Source organism: Streptomyces sp. SCSIO ZS0520 (assembly GCF_025643355.1).
GTDB classification, from domain to species: domain Bacteria; phylum Actinomycetota; class Actinomycetes; order Streptomycetales; family Streptomycetaceae; genus Streptomyces; species Streptomyces physcomitrii.
Map to the genome: position 1 here is coordinate 123797 of NZ_CP092644.1, position 16505 is coordinate 140301.

At 72.5% G+C, this 16505-nt stretch carries 10 protein-coding genes and 1 pseudogene; 4 read left to right on the forward strand and 7 right to left on the reverse strand.

What is annotated here, in order from left to right; genetic code table 11:
- Window positions 1–198: 198 nt before the first annotated feature.
- Entirely contained in the window at window positions 199–1620 is a 1422-nt protein-coding gene (locus MID12_RS00465) for an NAD(P)/FAD-dependent oxidoreductase (protein ID WP_263164083.1), read from the reverse strand.
- A 212-nt stretch (window positions 1621–1832) separates the two neighbouring features.
- Here MID12_RS00465 and MID12_RS00470 point away from each other — a divergent pair, with 212 nt between their 5' ends.
- Both MID12_RS00470 and MID12_RS00475 read left to right on the forward strand, forming a co-directional pair.
- Window positions 1833–2294: a nuclear transport factor 2 family protein gene (locus MID12_RS00470; protein ID WP_263164084.1), complete on the forward strand. Its 462-nt coding sequence runs from the start codon at window positions 1833–1835 to the stop codon at window positions 2292–2294.
- Entirely contained in the window at window positions 2287–2736 is a 450-nt protein-coding gene (locus MID12_RS00475) for a nuclear transport factor 2 family protein (RefSeq protein WP_040246040.1), read from the forward strand. Before MID12_RS00470 ends, MID12_RS00475 begins: the two co-directional genes overlap by 8 nt.
- 181 nt (window positions 2737–2917) lie before the next feature.
- Here MID12_RS00475 and MID12_RS00480 read toward each other — a convergent pair whose 3' ends face one another.
- Window positions 2918–4558 (reverse strand): ABC transporter permease, encoded by a 1641-nt coding sequence (locus MID12_RS00480; protein WP_263164085.1) that lies wholly within the window; start codon window positions 4556–4558, stop codon window positions 2918–2920.
- Entirely contained in the window at window positions 4555–5532 is a 978-nt protein-coding gene (locus tag MID12_RS00485; RefSeq protein ID WP_263164087.1) for an ABC transporter ATP-binding protein, read from the reverse strand. The genes MID12_RS00480 and MID12_RS00485 overlap by 4 nt, the downstream gene beginning before the upstream one ends.
- Window positions 5533–5750: 218 nt before the next feature.
- Between MID12_RS00485 and MID12_RS00490 the strand changes: the two genes are divergently transcribed.
- Both MID12_RS00490 and MID12_RS00495 read left to right on the forward strand, forming a co-directional pair.
- Window positions 5751–6932, forward strand: a complete 1182-nt coding sequence (locus MID12_RS00490; RefSeq protein ID WP_040246044.1) for a cytochrome P450 — start codon at window positions 5751–5753, stop codon at window positions 6930–6932.
- The gene (locus MID12_RS00495; RefSeq protein ID WP_263164092.1) at window positions 6929–7210 is read left to right on the forward strand and encodes a ferredoxin; all 282 of its coding nucleotides are present in this window, start codon (window positions 6929–6931) and stop codon (window positions 7208–7210) included. Before MID12_RS00490 ends, MID12_RS00495 begins: the two co-directional genes overlap by 4 nt.
- A 191-nt stretch (window positions 7211–7401) precedes the next feature.
- On the opposite strand, the gene MID12_RS00500 is transcribed toward MID12_RS00495, so the two are convergent.
- The 4 genes and pseudogenes from MID12_RS00500 to MID12_RS00515 form a co-directional block, all read right to left on the reverse strand.
- Window positions 7402–8217: a class I SAM-dependent methyltransferase gene (locus MID12_RS00500; RefSeq protein ID WP_263164095.1), complete on the reverse strand. Its 816-nt coding sequence runs from the start codon at window positions 8215–8217 to the stop codon at window positions 7402–7404.
- A gap of 40 nt (window positions 8218–8257) precedes the next feature.
- Window positions 8258–9055, reverse strand: coding sequence for a thioesterase II family protein (locus MID12_RS00505; RefSeq protein ID WP_281373523.1), 798 nt, complete (start codon window positions 9053–9055; stop codon window positions 8258–8260).
- A gap of 41 nt (window positions 9056–9096) precedes the next feature.
- Window positions 9097–9483, reverse strand: a complete 387-nt coding sequence (locus MID12_RS00510; protein WP_040246047.1) for a nuclear transport factor 2 family protein — start codon at window positions 9481–9483, stop codon at window positions 9097–9099.
- 88 nt (window positions 9484–9571) lie between these two features.
- Window positions 9572–16492: pseudogene (locus MID12_RS00515) on the reverse strand (type I polyketide synthase); the annotation flags it as partial.
- Window positions 16493–16505: the final 13 nt, after the last annotated feature.

The following is a 16505-nucleotide window of genomic DNA, read 5'->3' on the forward strand; positions in this document are numbered from 1 at the left end:
GACCGTCCGGCGGGCAGAGACAGTGACGAGGCACACATTCCCGGCTGACTTCTTGCTGCCATCCACGGCGCGCCGCCTGGCAGCAAGTCCCCCCATGGGGTGCCGAAATGGCGCCCGGCAGCGCCGAGGGGCCGCCGGGAACAGTGCGTTCGCTGTTCCCGGCGGCCCCTCGCGCGATGCCGATGCGGCCGGCGGACCTCAGGCGGAGGCCGCCGCGCCCGCGGCGTCCCCGTCCAGTACGGCCAGTTCGGCGTCCTTGAACGGCGGTGCGGTCAGCGGCTCGTGGGCCTTGCCCTTGCGCAGGGCGGCCACCAGGTGCGGGGACTCCAGGCTGCTGACGGGGGCGGCGAGCGCGGTCACCTGCATCGCGGCGGCGCTGACCACCGGGTCGTGCAGGGCTGCGGTGCTGAGCAGGTCGGCGAACTGCTGCTCCTGGTCGCCGCGCGGGGCGATCCGCGGGTCCTGGGCGGTGACCTTGGTGCCCGGGTAGCAGATGTCCTGGGTGGTGGCGAGCAGCCAGGGATCGTCGACGACCTTGGCGACCTTCTGCAGCACGGCCTGGACCATGCCGGGGGCCAGTCCGCTGCGGCTGAGTTCGGCGTCCAGGGCCTTGGCGCTCAGCGCGGAGCAGCTCATGCCGTGTCCGTAGACCGGGTTGAAGGCCGCGAGGGCGTCGCCGAGGACGAGCAGCCCGTCGGGCCAGTTCGCCACCCGGTCGTAGTAGAGGCGGCGGTTGACCGTGGAGCGGGAGCCCTTGACCGGGCCGAGCGGCTCGGCGCGCTCCAGGAGGTCGGCGAGGACGGGGTGCCGGAGGCCGCGGGCGAAGTCCAGGAAGGAGTCGTCGTCCGTGGGCGGCTCGCCGCCGCGGGTACCGGCGAGGGTGACCAGCCACTTGCCGTCCTCGATCGGCACCAGGGCGCCGTTCTGGCCGGGCTTGCCGAGTCCGGGTGCGGCGGCGATGTTGACCATCGGGAAGCCCTGGGCGACCGGCGCCGGGGCCTTGAACACCCGGGTGGCATAGGCGATCCCGGAGTCGACGACGTCCTCCTCCACCTGGTCCAGGCCCAGTTCGGGCAGCCAGCGGCGCAGCGCGGAGGCCCGGCCGCCCGCGTCGACCACCAGGTCGGCGGCGAGCTCGGTGCTCTCGCCGGACCTGTCCCGCAGCCGGACACCGGTGACCTGCCCGGCGCCGCCGAGCAGGCCGAGCACCTCGGTCTCCTGCCGCACGGTGATCTTCGGCTCGGCGAGGGCCTGGCGGCGCACCACCCAGTCGAGCAGGGCGCGGCTGCAGGTGACCATGAACTGGCTGCCGGAGAAGCGGTGCTGCCAGCCGTGCGGGGTCAGCCAGACCACGTCCCGCGGCAGGTAGAGGCGGTGCGCGCCCTCGGCGATGAGCTGCTTGACGGTGCCGGGCAGTACGGAGTCGATGGCGCGGGCGCCGCCGGACCACAGGAGGTGGGCGTGGCGGGCCTGGGGTACGCCCTTGCGCAGTTCGGGGCCTTCGGGCAGCACATCGCGCTCGATGACGGTGACCTTGTCCAGGTGCCGTGCGAGGACGGCGGATGTCAGCATTCCGGTCAGACCGCCGCCGAGAACGACGGCGTGCGTTTCTCCGGTCATGAGATGGGTGACCCTTCCGTCGGCCGCGGGCACGGGGAATTTCTCCCGGACATCACGTGCGGCAATTCCGATCCCGGCGACGCTAGCACCGGCGTAGAAGAGCGCTGAACCCCTAGCCAGAGCGGTCGACCCCTAACACATACCGGTCATCCTGGCGCCCCGTCCGCGCCGTTGCCAGGATGTGGGCACGCCTGCCGGAAGGAGAGAAATTCATGCTGGATGAGGCGGCACTGAAAGAGCTGATCCTCGAACACACCAGGCGGGTCAATGCCGGTGATGTCGAGGGCCTGCTCAAGCTGTACTCCCCCGAGGTCCGTTTCGAGGATCCGGTCGGAGCCGGCGCCCAGCAGGGCCACGAGGCGCTGCGTGCCCATGCCACCGGCGCGGTGACCAGCAACGCCGTGGAGATCGCGGGCAGGCCGGTGGCCGCCCAGGACGGGCTGCACGCCGCGGTCCCGGTCACCGCGACGATGGACTACCTGCCGCTGGGGCCGGTCCTCACCCGGTACGGGGTGCTGCCCACGCCGGCCGATCCCACCGGCCAGCGCATGCAATTCCACTTCCTGATGGTGATCCGGGCGGGCGCCGACGGCCTCATCGAGGACATGCGGGCCTATTGGGGCACGAGTGATGTCGCTCTCGTCGACGCGGCACAAGGAGGAGCACATGCTTGACGAGGCGACGCGGAAAGAACTCGCGCTCGAACACTGCCGCCGCATGACGAGTGGCGACGTGGATCACATGCTCGGCCTCTATACGAAGGACGTGCGTTTCGAGGACCCGGTCGGCTCGGTTCCGATGATCGGGCACGACGAATTGCGGCCGCATTTCCAGCGGGCCGCGGAGGCGAAGACGGTCGATGTCGCCGGAATTCCCGTCGCCGCCCAGGACGGTATCCATGTGGCCATCCCGGTCGCCGTCTACATGAATTATCTCCCGCTCGGCCCCACGCTGACGAAACACGGCTATCTGGACAAGCCCACCAACCCGTTTCAGAAGCGCATCAAGTTCGATCTCACGAGCATTTTCCGCACCGGCTCGCACGGCCTCATCGAGGCGGTGTGGGTCTATTGGGGGAAATCGGACCTGAGCCTGCTCGACCCCGGCGAGGAATGAGTCCGCCGGGTTACCCCCGGAAGAACACTGGCCGCCCGCTCCGGAACACCCCGGCACGGGCGGCCTGTTCGTTCCTCCCGACCTTCCCGTCCCCTGGGCTTTTCCCGGCTTTCCCGGACACAGCGGTACGGCCCGGACTCCCGCGGGAGTCCGGGCCGTACCGCTGCGTTCTCGGCTGGGGTCAGGGGGCGAGGTCGCGCCTGCGGAAGAGGGCGGCACCGGCCGCCGCGAGCACCGCGGCCACCGCGAGCAGGACGATGAAGGGCAGCGCCTCGGCCTCGGCCGCGGGCAGCGCGGGCAGGTGCGTGAACGGCGAGAGGTCGCGCACCGCCTGCGGCAGCTTCAGCAGTCCGCCGAGCTGTCCGACGACCAGGCACAGGGCGAGTCCGCCCCAGGCGGCGCCCGAGGTGAGGCCCGGCACCGCGCCGAAGACGACGACCACGAACCCGGCGAGGACGAGCGCGGCGGGGGCCTGGGCGAGCGCGGCGCCGGTCAGGTCGCTGAGGGCCTGCCCGAGATCCGAGGTGGCGGCGCCGTAGGTGAGGCCGGCGGCGAGTCCGGAGACGAGCAGCAAAGCCACCACGCCGAGCACGGCGACCAGGACATGGCCGGCGACCCAGCGGCCCCGGCTCACCGAGGTGGCGAGCACGGCCTCCAGGCGCCCCGAGGTCTCCTCGGCCCGCAGCCTCAGGAGCGCCTGCACGGTGAACCCGGCGGCGACGGCGCCCACCATCACCATCATGGAGGCGAAGAAGACGCCCGCGGGGTCGTCCGTACCCCCGCCGCCGATCTTGCCGAGGGTGTCGGTGAGGTCGGCGTTGTCCTTGAGGGCGTCGGCGGCCGACTTGCCGATCGCGCCGATGGTGGCGCCCAGGACGGCGATGCCGACGAGCCAGCCGAGCAGGGCGCCGCGCTGCAGCCGCCAGGCGAGGCCGAGCGGGCTGAGCAGGGCCCGCGGCGCCTCGGCCGGTCCCGGCCGGTCCGCGAGGAGGCCCGCTCCGAGGTCGCGCTCGGCCGAAAGCCGCAGCGCGAGCCCCATGGTGAGCAGCGCGAAGGCGAGCGGCAGGGCGAGCACCCACCAGCGCTCGTCGCCGAAGGGGTGCACCAGGGTGCCCCAGCCGATCGGCGAGAGCCAGGACGGCCAGGCGCTGTGGACGACCGTGCCGTTCTCGGTGACGTCGCCGAGCGCGTCGCCGACGCCGCGGATCAGGAAGGCCGCGCCGATCGCCGCCCCGGCAAGGGAGTTGGCGCCGCGCGCGGTACCGGCGAGCTGGGCGGTGACGGCGGCGACACCGGCGAAGGCGAGGCCGACACTGGCGACGGCGGCCGCCGCGGCGAGCGAGCCGCCGATCGGCAGACCGGCCAGCGGCAGCACGATGCCGAGGAAGATGAAGAGGCCGATATTGGCCTGGAGGGCGAGCAGCAGGGCGGCCATCAGACCGGCCTGGCGGCCCACCGGCTGGGCGCCGATGAGTTCGGCGCGGCCGGTCTCCTCGTTCTGCCGGGTGTGGCGCACCACGGCCATCGTGCTCATCAGGGCGGCGAGCACGCACAGATAGGAGAAGACCTGCACCATCGAGACGGCGCCCTGGCTGCTGCCGACGGGCGCGCCGCGGGTCAGCAGGAGCGCCGGGTTGTCCGAAAGCAACTGGACGGCGTCAACACGCGCCTTCTCGTTCTCATACGTGCTCTTGACGCTGTTGGCCGCGCTGTAGGCGAGGGCGGCCGTGCCGTACATCCACACCGCGAGCTGGATCCGGTCGCGGCGCGTGGCGAGCTTCAGCAGCGCCTGCGTACCGGTGTAGGGGGACTTCTCGCTCATCGGGTGGCCGCCTCCGCCTTCGCGCGGTCCTCGGCGTCCTTGCCGCCGTCGCCGCCCTTGCCGCCGTCGCCGTCCTCGGCGGGGGCGTCGCCGTAGTGGCGCATGAACAGCTCCTCCAGGGTGGGCGGGGCGCTGTTCAGGGAGATCACGCCGAAGCCGAGGACCTTGGCGAGTACGGGCTCCAACTGGGCGTTGTCCACGTCGAGTTTGAGGTGGTTGCCCTCGGCCACCGCGTTGTGGACGCCGGCCAGCTCCGCGAGCCCGGTGGCCGGGCGCTGCGTCTCGACGCTGAGCGAGGTGCGGGTGAGGTGGCGCAGCTCCTGCAGGGAGCCCGATTCCACGGTGCGGCCGCGGCGCACGATGCTGACGCGGTCGCAGAGCGCCTCGACCTCGGCGAGGATGTGGCTGGAGAGCAGGACGGTGCGGCCCTGCGCCTTGACCTCCTTGACGCACTCCTGGAAGACGGCCTCCATCAGGGGGTCGAGTCCGGAGGTGGGCTCGTCGAGGATGAGCAGCTCGGTGTCGCTGGCGAAGGCGGAGACCAGGGCGACCTTCTGCCGGTTGCCCTTGGAGTAGGCGCGGCACTTCTTGGTCGGGTCGAGCTGGAAGCGCTCGATCAGCTCCGCCTTGCGGGACTTGTCGATGCCGCCGCGCAGCGTCCCGAACAGGTCGATGGCCTCGCCGCCGCTGAGGTTGCGCCACAGGCTGACGTCGCCGGGGACGTAGGCGAGCTTGTGGTGCACCTCGACGGCGTCGGCCCAGGGGTCCTTGCCGAGCAGGGTGGCCTTGCCCGCGGTGGGCTTGAGCAGGCCGAGCAGGGCACGGATGGTGGTGGATTTACCCGCACCGTTGGGGCCGAGGAAGCCGTGGACCTCTCCCGTGCGCACGGACAGGTCGAGACCGTCCAGCGCGCGGAACTTGCCGAAGTCCTTGGTGAGGCCTTCCGCGGTGATTGCGTACTCGTTGGGCGCCAACGCGCACCCCTTTCACGGTGTGGTGTGGTCGAGCATCGCGGCCAGGTTGCCGCGTCGGCAATCGAGCACCATACGGAACCGGACAGTCAGGGGTGTTTACGGGTGCAAGCTAGGGGTTGACCCGGCGAGAGCGCCCTCGGGAACGTTGCACTAGTCACGAATCTTCGAGGAGTGTCATGCCTGCCTCAAAGTCTTCCTGTCCCGTCGCGCACGGGCCCGTGCGTGATTTCCCCTTCACCCCTGTCGACGGCCTGGTCATCGAGCCGGTCCTGGCCGAGCTGCGCCGCGAGGAGCCGATCAGCCGGATCCGCCTGCCCTACGGCGGCGAGGCCTGGCTCGCCACGCGCTACCAGGACGTACGCAACGCGCTCGCGGACCCGCGGCTCAGCCGCGCGGCGGTGGTGAACGCGGACGTACCGCGGCGCCAGGAGATGCAAGTGGGTCCCGAGGGGATCATGTACATGGACCCGCCCGACCACTCCCGGCTGCGGCGCCTGCTCACCAAGGCCTTCACCCGGCGGCGGGTGGAGATGCTGCGCCCCCGGGTGGCCGAGATCGCCGCCGAACTCGCCGGGGACCTGGCCGCCCAGGGCAGCGGCGGGGACCTGGTGTCCACCTTCTCCTGGCCGCTGCCCACCCGGGTGATCTGCGAACTGCTCGGGGTGCCCTACGAGGACCGCGAGATCTTCAGCCGCGGCGCGGACGCGCTGATGCAGGGCGACACCCTGCCGCACGCCGAGTTCACCTCCCGTATCAACGAACTCTGCCTGTATCTGGCCAAGTTGATCGCCCAGCGCCGGGCGCAGCCGACCGAGGACATGCTCACCGCGCTGATCCAGGCCCGGGACGAGGACGACCGGCTCAGCGAGCAGGAGCTGATCTCGATCTCCGTGGTGCTCCTCGCCGGCGGCCACGAGACCACCGCGAACCAGATCACCAACTTCCTCTACACGCTGCTGCGCCACCCCGGCCAACTCGCCCTGTTACGCGAGAAACCCGAGCTGATGCCGCAGGCCGTGGACGAGCTGATGCGCTACATCCCGCTCGGCACCGGGCACCACGCCGCCATGATCGCGACGGAGGACCTGGAGATCGGCGGGCAGCGGATCGCCGAGGGTGAGTCCGTGTATGTACACATACACTCGGCCAACCGGGACGGCGAGTTCTTCGAGAACCCGGACGAGCTCGACCTCGGCCGCGAGGACAACCACCACATGGGCTTCGGCCACGGGGTCCACTTCTGCGTGGGCGCCCAACTCGCCCGGATGGAACTGGCGGTGGCCGTCGAATCCGTACTGGACCGCTTCCCCACCCTGGAGCTGGACATCGAGGACGAGGCGATCCGCTGGCGCTCCAGCCTGCTGGTCCGCGGGCCGCTCGCGCTGCCGGTGCGCTGGTGAGCGCCGCGGGGACGCCGACCGCGCGGGAGGAGACCGGCGGCGGGCCGCGGGACGGCGACTGGGAGGTCAGCGTCGACCGGCTGTCCTGCACCGGCACCGGCATGTGCGTCCACGCGGCGCCCGCCTTCTTCGGCCTGGTGGGCGGCCGTTCGCAGGCGCTCGGCTCCCCCGTGGAGCCCGACGAGACGGTGCTGGACGCCGCCGAGAACTGCCCCCTGGAGGCCATCCGCGTCACCGAACGGGCCACCGGACGGGTGCTGGCGCCCGAGGAGTTCTGACCCGGGACCGGACGAAACGCCCACCGAACCGGTTGCACCGCGATTCACGCCAGAGAACACCGGGCCCCCTCGGAGCACTCCGAGGGGGCCGTTCCGCGTTCGGTCCGCCCCCTGCGCCTCCGGTACGCGAGCCGCCTGCCCCGCGGGGTGCGCGGGGCAGGCGGCCGGGAGCGGGCTCGGCGGGAGCGGGCTCAGAAGGAGTAGCGCATCACGCGGTTGTAGTGCCGCAGCGCCGGTATCGCGTTCATGATCTTGCAGACCACGCGGGAGGTCCACGGCATGTGCGCGATATAGGGCGAGCCGAAGAAGGTCCAGGCGTCGTGGTGCTTGACGCCCGGGTGCCACTGCTCCAGGGAGGCGGGCTCGGCCAGGCCCCAGACGAAGCGCTTGCCGGAGGCCTTGACCGTCCAGTGCTTGTTCATCGCCTTCACCGAGAAGGGCGTGTACGCGTCGAAGATCAGCTGACCGCTCGGGAACACCGAGAAGAGCTTGCGGATCAGCCCCTTGACCTCCTCCTCGGTGAAGTACACGAGCAGGCCCTCGGCCACGATGACGGTGGGCCGGTCGGTGGGCACCTGCTCCAGCCACTTGAGGTCCATCACCGAGGAGCCGATGACGTGGTGGTGCTCCCGCTCGGGGAAGAGCTGCGCGTACAGCGCGGCGATCTCCGGCAGGTCCAGGTCGTACCACTCCACGGAGGCGGGCGGGTCCATCCGGTGGACGCGGCCGTCGAGACCGGTGCCCAGGTGCAGTACGACCGCGTCCGGGTGGGTGTCCAGGAAGCTCCGGATCCAGCCGTCGATCAGCTCACCGCGGATGGCGAGGCTGATGGCGTCGTCGTCGCGGATCTTCAGCTTGGCGTAGTCGTACTCGATCGACTCGCTGACCGTGACCGCCATCCGGTCGTTGAGGATGGGCTTGGCCGACTTGGCGTCGTGGGCGCGGGAGTAGAGCGCGATGAGGAGGTTCTCGGTCTCGGCCGTGAACTGCGCCGGCTTCGTCTCCATGGATTACCGTTTTCCGTTTCGTGAGGTCGGTACGGCGCCGTCAGTTCGCCGGGACCCGGGCGAAGGCGGCCAGGTCCTCGGCCACCGCGCGGGTCACCTCCGCCTGGCGCGGCGTCAGATAGAAGTGGCCGCCGGGGAAGCTGCGGAAGGTGAACTTCCCGCTGCTGAGCTCCTGCCAGGCCTGCGCCTCGGGAATGCTGACCCGCGGGTCGGACTCCCCGGTGAGCACGCTGACGGGCGAGGTCAGCGGCGGCTGGGTCCCGTCCGGCCGGTAGCGGTAGGTCTCGATGGCCTTGTAGTCGCTGCGGATCGCGGGCAGCACCATCCGCAGCAGCTCCTCGTCGGCGAGCAGCCCGGTGTCCGTGCCGCTCAGCGCGCGGATCTCCGCGATCAGCGCGTCGTCGCCGCGCTGGTGCACGTTCTCCTCGCGGTGCACCGTGGGGGCCCGGCGCCCGGAGGCGATGAGCCCCTGCACCGGGGCGCCCTCGCGCTCGAAGCGGCGGGCCAGCTCGAAGGAGAGCACCGCGCCCATGCTGTGGCCGAAGAACACCAGCGGCCGGTCGTGCCAGGGCCGCAGCGCCTCGAAGACGGCGTCGGTCAGCTCCTGGACGGTGCCGAGCAGCGGCTCGCCCCGCCGGTCCTGGCGGCCCGGGTACTGGATCGCCAGGACGTCGGCGTGAGGGGCGAGCGCTGCCGAGAACGGGAAGAAGAAGGACGCGGAGCCACCGGCGTGCGGCAGGCACACCAGGCGTACCGGCTTCTCGGGTGCGGGGTGGAAGCGCCGTACCCACAGCTCGTCGTCGGCGTCCTGACTGCCCTGCGTGCGCTGCGTGCTCATCGGGGAGCGTTCTCCTTCGTCCGGTTCGTGGTGCGGTGTGCTCAGACGCCGATGTCGGTCATGCCCCAGAACACGCGCATGCTGTCGATCTTGCCCTCGGGGGTGAGGGTGAAGACGTCGACGGCGTTGATCTTCACACGGGTGCGGTTGGGGTCGAGGATGTTGGTCATCTCCGCGGCCAGGGCGACGGCGACGGACTTGCCGTCCTGACCCGCCGACAGGTGTCCCGGCTCGATGGTGACCTCGGCGGTGACGTTGCTGTTGAAGTACTCGCGCTGCGCTGCGCGGCCCTCGCGGACATCCTTGCCGACCGGGTCCTCGATGGTGGCGTTCTCGGTGAACATCTCGACGATGGCGTCGACATCGCCCTCGTTCACCTTGCGGAAGTATTCCGCGACGATCTCCTTGCGCTTCTGCTCGTCCTGCATGAAGTCCTCCTGTGGTGAAGGTGGTTGACGTACGGCCCGGTCGGACCGCACGCGTCGGACGGGTGCCGGGACACCGGCTGACGTGCTGTCAGATCCGGTGCGGCTCCCGCTGGAACGGGTAGGTCGGCAGGTCCACCCGGCGCGCTCCCGAGCCGGTGAACACCGCGGTCCAGTCGATGCGGGCGCCGCCCGCGTAGCGCTCCCCCGCGAGGCCGAGGACCTCGCGGGCGCCGGCGGCTCCCGCCTCGAAGGCGGCCGGATCCGCGGGCGCCGCGTCCGGCTCGGCCCAGGCCGCCGTCCAGAACTCCGGGTCGCCGAGCCGCTCCGCGGTGAGCGGTTCACCCCCGGCGGTCAGCAGCCGGTGCGCGGGCTCGGCGATCTCCGCGGCCCGCAGGGCCCGTTGTACGGACTGCTCCCCCTCGCCCGCCGCGAGGGCGGCGAGCAGGGCCACGGCACCGTCGAGCCCGAGGGCCCCGGCGGCGTGCGCGGCGGCGAGGGTGCCCCGGCCGTGGCCGCGCAGCACCGAGGGCGCGATGCCCCAGGTGTCCAGGAGCCGGTGCAGCGCGACCTCCGCGGCGAAGGCCTCGGCCGCGTCGGGCAGCGGGGCGGGCAGGGTCACGTCCAGGTGGGCGTGCACCTCCTCCCAGGCCTCGGCGAACACCGGGAAGGCCGCCCGCAGTTCGGCGCTCTCCGCCGCCCGGCCGGTGAACAGCAGGGCGGTACGCGGTACTTCGGCCGGGGCCGCGACCAGGCCGGGGCGCTCCTCGCCCGCGGCCAAGGCCCCGAGTCCGTCGAGGAGTTCGGCGCGGTCGGCGGCGACGACCACCGCGCGGTGCCGGAACAGGGCACGGCCGGTCGCCATCGAGTACGCGTAGTCGGCGGGGCTGCGCTCGGGGTTGCTCCGCACCTGCTCGCCCAGCTGCCGGGCCTGGGCCCGCAGCGCCTCGGGGGTGTGGCCGGAGAGCGGCAGCGCCACGGGGCGGGCCCCGGTGCTCTCCGGATGCTCGGGGGCCGCGGGTGCCTCCTCGATTATCAGGTGCACCTCGGTGCCGCTGGCGCCGAGGGAGGAGACGCCCGCCCGGCGCGGTCCGCCCGTCTCCGGCCAGGCGGTGGCCTCGGTGACGAGTTCGACGGCGCCCGCCGACCAGTCCACGCGGCTCGCGGGCTCCTTGATGTTGAGGGTGCCCGGCAGCAGCCGGTGGCGCATCGACAGGACGGTCTTGATGACCCCGGTGACGCCCGAAGCGGCCTGCGGATGGCCGATGTTGGACTTCACCGTGCCGAGCTTCAGCGGACGGTCCGCGGGCCGCTCCCGCCCGTAGGTGGCGAGCAGCGCCTCCGCCTCGACCGCGTCGCCGAGCGGGGTGCCGGTGCCGTGCGCCTCGACCGCGTCGATCTCGGCCGCGCCGAGCCCGGCGTCGGCCAGCGCCTCGCGGATCAGCCGCTGCTGGGAGGCGCCGTTGGGCGCGGAGAGGCCGTTGCTCGCGCCGTGGTGGCCGACCGCGGAACCGCGCACCACGGCCAGTACCTCGTGGCCCAACTCGCGGGCCCGGGAGAGGCGTTCGACGAGGATCATCGCCGCGCCCTCGCCCCAGCCGGTGCCGTCCGCGTCCTCCGAGAAGGGCTTGCAGCGGCCGTCGGCGGCGGCGCCGCCCATGTGGTGCCAGGCCACCGGGCTGGACAGTACGGTGACGCCGCCCGCCAGGGCCATCGCGCTCTCGCCCCGGCGCACCGACTGCACCGCCAGGTGCAGGGCCACCGCGGAGGAGGAGCAGCCGGTGTCCACGGTGAGGGCGGGGCCGTTGAGGTTGAGGGCGTAGGCCAGGCGCCCGGAGGCGAAGGCGGGGCCGATGCCGCTGCCCAGGTGCGGTTCGCTCTCGGCGGGGATGCGCGCGCCGGGCATGAAGCCCTGGTAGCCGAGCCCCGCGAAGACGCCGACCTTCTCCTCGGCCAGCTCCCCGGGGTCGACGCCCGCGCGTTCGAAGGCCTCCCAGGCGATCTCCAGGAGGATCCGCTGCTGCGGGTCCATGACCAGGGCCTCCTCGGGCGAGATGCCGAAGAAGGCGGGGTCGAAGTCGTGGATGCCGCTGAGCAGTCCGGCCTGGTCGAGGAGGCGTACGGCCTGCGGGTCGCCGTCCGCGGAGAGGGCCGCCGCGGCGGTGTTCCAGCCGCGGTCCGCCGGCAGGTCGCCGACCAGGTCCTCGCCCGCGGCGACGGCCCGCCACAGCTCCTCGGGGCTGGTGACGCCGCCGGGCAGCCGGCAGCTCATGCCGACGATGACGACCGGGTCCTCGTGGTGCGCGCCCGCGGCGACCGGGGCGGCACCGGCGGGCGCCGACTCCTCCTCGGTGCCGAGGAGTTCGCCGCCGAGGAAGCGGGCGAGCGCCAGCGGGCTCGGGTGGTCGAAGACGAGGGTGGTGGGCAGCTTCAGGCCGGTGGCGGCGCTGAGCCGGTTGCGCAGCTCGACGACGGTGAGCGAGTCGAAGCCGATCTCGCGGAAGGCGCGGCCGGGTTCGACGTCCTCGGCGCCCGCGTGCCCGAGCACCGAGGCGGCCTCGGTGCGCACCAGGCCGAGCAGTTGTGCCTCCCGTTCGGCGGGCGTGCCCGCGCGCAGGCTGCGCACCAGGTCGGAGGCGGACTCCTCGGCCTGCTTGGGGGCGGCGACAGCGGCCGGGGCGAGGGCCCTGCGGACCTCGGGCAGCCCGGTGAGCAGGGCACTCGGCCGCTCCGAGGTGAAGCCGGGCGCGAACTTCTCCCAGTCGACGTCGGCGACCGCGACAAAGGTCTCGTCGTGCTCGACGGCCCGCCGCAGCGCGGCCAGCGCCCGCTCGGGCGCCATCTCGCCGACTCCGCGCCGGCGCATGTACTCGCCCGCGCCCTCCAGCGCCATCATGCCGCCGCTCCAGCCGCCCCAGGCCACCGAGGTCGCGGTGAGCCCGCGGGCCCGGCGCTGCTCGGCGAGCGCGTCGAGCCAGGCGTTGGCCGCCCCGTAGGCGGTGTGCCGACCGGCGCCCCAGACGCCGGAGCTGGAGGAGAAGAGCACGAAGGCGTCGAGCTCGCGGTCCCCGAGCAGGGCGTCGAGGTGGCGTGCGCCCTCCACCTTGCCCGCGGTGAGCTGCACGAAGTCCTCGTACGTGGTGTCCGTGGCGAGGGTGGACTGCGGCAGCCCCGCCGCGTGCACCACCGCGGTCAGCGGCGCGGACTCCGGGACGGCCGCCAGTACCGCGGCGAGCGCCTCGCGGTCCGCGGCGTCGCAGGCGGCGAGGGTGACCTCGGTGCCCGACTCCCTTATCTCAGCGGCGAGTTCGGCGGCGCCGGGGGCGTCGGCGCCGCGGCGGCCGGTGAGGACGAGGTGGGCGGCGCCGTTGTCCGCGAGCCAGCGGGCGAGGTGGGCGCCCACTCCCCCGGTGCCGCCGGTGACGAGCACCGTGCCGCGCGGCTGCCAGACCCGCTCGGGTACGGCGTCGTGCAGCGGGCGGCGGGCGAGGCGGCGGCCGAAGGTGCCGGTGGCGCGGATCGCGACCTGGTCCTCCTCCTCGATTCCGGCGAGCACCCGGGCGACCCGGCCGAGCGCGCGCTCGTCGAGGGTCTCCGGCAGGTCGATCAACCCGCCCCAAACGGCGGGCTGTTCGAGGGCGACGGCCCGGCCGAGGCCCCAGAGCGCGGCCTGATCGGGCTCCGCCGGGGCGTCGCCCTGACCGACGGAGACGGCACCGCGGGTGGCGCACCACAGCGGGAGCTGCACCGAGGCGTCGGCGAGTGCCTGCACCAGAAGGAGAGTCGAGGCGGCGCCGTTCGCGGCCCCGGTGCCCACCAGCGAGAGGATGCCGCGCAGTTCGGGCAGGGTGGCGACGGCCTCGGCGAGCTGACCGGAGAGCGCGGTGCGGCCGAGGGCGAGCGGATCGGTCTCCAGGACCACGGTCTCGGCACCGTGCGCGGCCAGCCCCGCGGCGAGCAGCGCGGCCCGGCCGTCGCTCTCCTCCTGCCCGGTGACCAGGAGCCAGCTGCCCTCCAGCCGGGCGGCGGGCGCGGTGAGCGGCTTCCAGGTGATGCCGTAGCGCCAGGAGTCCAGGGTGGAGCGCTCCCGGTGCCCGCGGCGCCAGGAGGCGAGGGCGGGCAGCAGCTCACCCAGGGCGGTACGGGCCTCCTCGGTGGCCAGGCTCGGCACGGTCCCGGTGAGCGCGGCGAGATCCTCGCTCTCGACAGCCGCCCAGAAGGCCTCCTCCACCTCGTCGGCGGCGCTCGCGGCCGGAGCCCCCGCCGCCGGGCTCCCGGACTCCAGCCAGTAGCTCTGCCGCTGGAAGGCGTACGTCGGCAGGTCCACCGCCTTCGCCCCGCGTCCCGCGAAGACCGCGGTCCAGTCGAGGGCGACACCACGGGTCCAGGCCTCGGCGAAGGAGGTCAACACCCGGCGGGGGCCGCCCTCTTGGCGCCGCAGCGTCCCCTGCGCAAGCACCTCCACACCCACATCGTCAGAGGTCTCACTGATGCCGTACGTCAGCACCGGGTGCGCACTCGACTCCACGAACACATCGAAACCGTCGGCGATCAGCGCACGTACGACCGGCTCGAAGCTCACCGGACGACGGCAGTTCTCGAACCAGTACGAAGCATCCAACTCGGCGCCGCTCAGCACCTCGCCGTTGACCGTCGAGTACAGCGGAACGGAGCCCTCACGCGGCTGCACGAACGACAGCAGATCGAGGATGCGCTCGTGCAGCGGGTCCACCTGAGCACAGTGCGAAGCGACCGTGGAGCCGATCACCTTCGCCCGGACACCCTCGGCCTCCAACTCCGCCACCAGCTCTTCCAGAGCCGCCACTTGACCCGCGACCGTCACCGAACGCGGACCATTGTTCCCCGCGATCGACAACAGCTCAGCGTCACCGTTGAAGCGCGCGATACGCGCCTCGACCTCAGCCGCAGGCAAGGAAACCGACGCCACCGCACCCTTGCCGACCAACTCATCCGCGAACAACTGCGAACGCAGCACCACCACTTGAGCCGCATCCCCAAGCGACAGAGCGCCGGACACGGCAGCAGCAGCGATCTCACCCTGCGAGTGACCGACCACCGCGTCCGGCACCACACCGGCGGCGCGCCACAGCGCGGCCAGCGACACCATCACCGTGAACAGCACCGGCTGAAGGATCTCGATCCGGTCGAGCGACGGGGTGCCGTCCGCACCCCGGACCACCGACTCCACCGACCAGTCCACGTACTCCTCTACAGCAGAGGCGACTTCGGCGAACCGCGCCGCGAACACCGGGGAGGAGTCCAGGAGTTCGACCGCCATACCGGCCCACTGCGAACCCTGACCCGGGAAGACGAACACCGTCTTGCCGGAGACGGAGGAGACGCCCGCCACGTCCGGTGCCTCAAGTCCCGTACGCAGCTGCTCGGTTGTGGTGCCGAGGACGACCGCGCGGTGCTCGAAGGCGGCACGGGTGGCGGCGAGGGAATAGCCGAGGTCGGTCGCGCCGAGCGAGTCGCGGCCGCTCACGTGGCGGCCGAGGCGGGCGCGTTGGGCCTCCAGGCCGCCGGCGCTCTTGGCCGAGACGATCCAGGGCACCAGCGGGTCGCCCGAGAAGAGGGCGGGCCGCGGCTCGGCGGTGTCCTCGGCGGCCGGGTCGGCTGCCTCGGGGGCCTGTTCGAGGATGGCGTGGGCGTTGGTGCCGCTGAGTCCGAAGGAGGAGACGGCGGCGCGGCGGGGCCGGTCGCTGCGCGGCCAGTCCCGGGGTTCGAGGAGGAGTTCGACGGCCCCGGCGGACCAGTCGATGTGCGGGGACTTCTCCTCGATGTGCAGGGACTTGGGCAGCTTGGCGTGCTGGAGGGCCATCACGGTCTTGATGACACCGCCGACGCCCGCGGCGGCCTGCGCGTGGCCGATGTTGGACTTGATGGAGCCGAGCAGCAGCGGCGGGTTCTCGCCGCGCTCCTTGCCGTACGTGGCCATCAGGGCGTGCGCCTCGATCGGGTCCCCGAGGCGGGTGCCGGTGCCGTGCGCCTCGACGGCGTCCACGTCCTGGGGGCTGAGCCGGGCGTTGGCGAGCGCCTGGCGGATGACGCGCTGCTGGGCGCGGCCGCTGGGGGCGGTGAGGCCGTTGCTGGCGCCGTCCTGGTTGACGGCGGTGCCGCGGATGACGGCGAGCACGGGGTGGTTCCTGCGCCGGGCCTCGGAGAGGCGCTCCAGGAGGAGCAGGCCCACGCCCTCGGACCAGCCGGTGCCGTCGGCTCCGGCGGCGAAGGCCTTGCAGCGGCCGTTGAAGGCCATGACCTGCTGCTCGCTGAAGCCGACGAAGAGGCCGGGGGTGGCCATCACGGTGACGCCGCCGGTGAGCGCCATGGAGCACTCGCCCTGGCGCAGCGCCTGCACCGCCTGGTGGAGGGCGACCAGGGAGGAGGAGCAGGCGGTGTCGAGGGTGACCGCCGGGCCTTCGAGGCCGAAGGTGTAGGAGAGGCGTCCGGCGATGACGCTGGCGACGCCGCCGGTGACCAGGTGCCCGGCGACGCCCTCGGGGACGTCGGTGAGGTTCTGGCCGTAGGCGGGCTGGGTGGCGCCGACGAAGACGCCGGTCGGGCTGCCCTTGAGGGTTCCCGGGTCGATACCGGCGCGTTCGAAGGTCTCCCAGGCCGATTCGAGCAGCAGCCGCTGCTGCGGGTCCATGGCGAGGGCCTCGCGCGGGGAGATCCCGAAGAAGGCGGGGTCGAACTCGTCGGCGTTGTGCACGAAGCAGGCCTCGGTGGCGACGCTGCCGCCCGCCTCGGGGCCGTGCAGCTCGTCGAGGTCCCAGCCCCGGTTGACCGGGAACTCGGTGACGGCGTCGCCGCCGCCGAGGACGAACTCCCAGAGTTCTTCCGGGGATTCGAGGCCGCCGGGGTAACGGCAGCTCATGGCGACGACCGCGATGGGCTCGTGCGGCGCGTCGGCGAGGCGGCGGTTCTGCTCGCGCAGGTTCGCGGTCTCGGTCAGGGATGCCCGCAGCGCTTCGACGAGCTTGTCCGAAGAGGTACTTGGGGTA

Excerpts from the sequence above, each read along its gene's own strand:
- MID12_RS00470 (WP_263164084.1), top strand. The coding sequence starts at position 1,833 with ATGCTGGATGAGGCGGCACTGAAAGAGCTGATCCTCGAACACACCAGG.
- MID12_RS00500 (WP_263164095.1), bottom strand. The coding sequence starts at position 8,217 with ATGGAGACGAAGCCGGCGCAGTTCACGGCCGAGACCGAGAACCTCCTC.
- MID12_RS00480 (WP_263164085.1), bottom strand. The coding sequence starts at position 4,558 with ATGAGCGAGAAGTCCCCCTACACCGGTACGCAGGCGCTGCTGAAGCTC.
- MID12_RS00505 (WP_281373523.1), bottom strand. The coding sequence starts at position 9,055 with ATGAGCACGCAGCGCACGCAGGGCAGTCAGGACGCCGACGACGAGCTG.
- MID12_RS00510 (WP_040246047.1), bottom strand. The coding sequence starts at position 9,483 with ATGCAGGACGAGCAGAAGCGCAAGGAGATCGTCGCGGAATACTTCCGC.
- MID12_RS00475 (WP_040246040.1), top strand. The coding sequence starts at position 2,287 with ATGCTTGACGAGGCGACGCGGAAAGAACTCGCGCTCGAACACTGCCGC.
- MID12_RS00465 (WP_263164083.1), bottom strand. The coding sequence starts at position 1,620 with ATGACCGGAGAAACGCACGCCGTCGTTCTCGGCGGCGGTCTGACCGGA.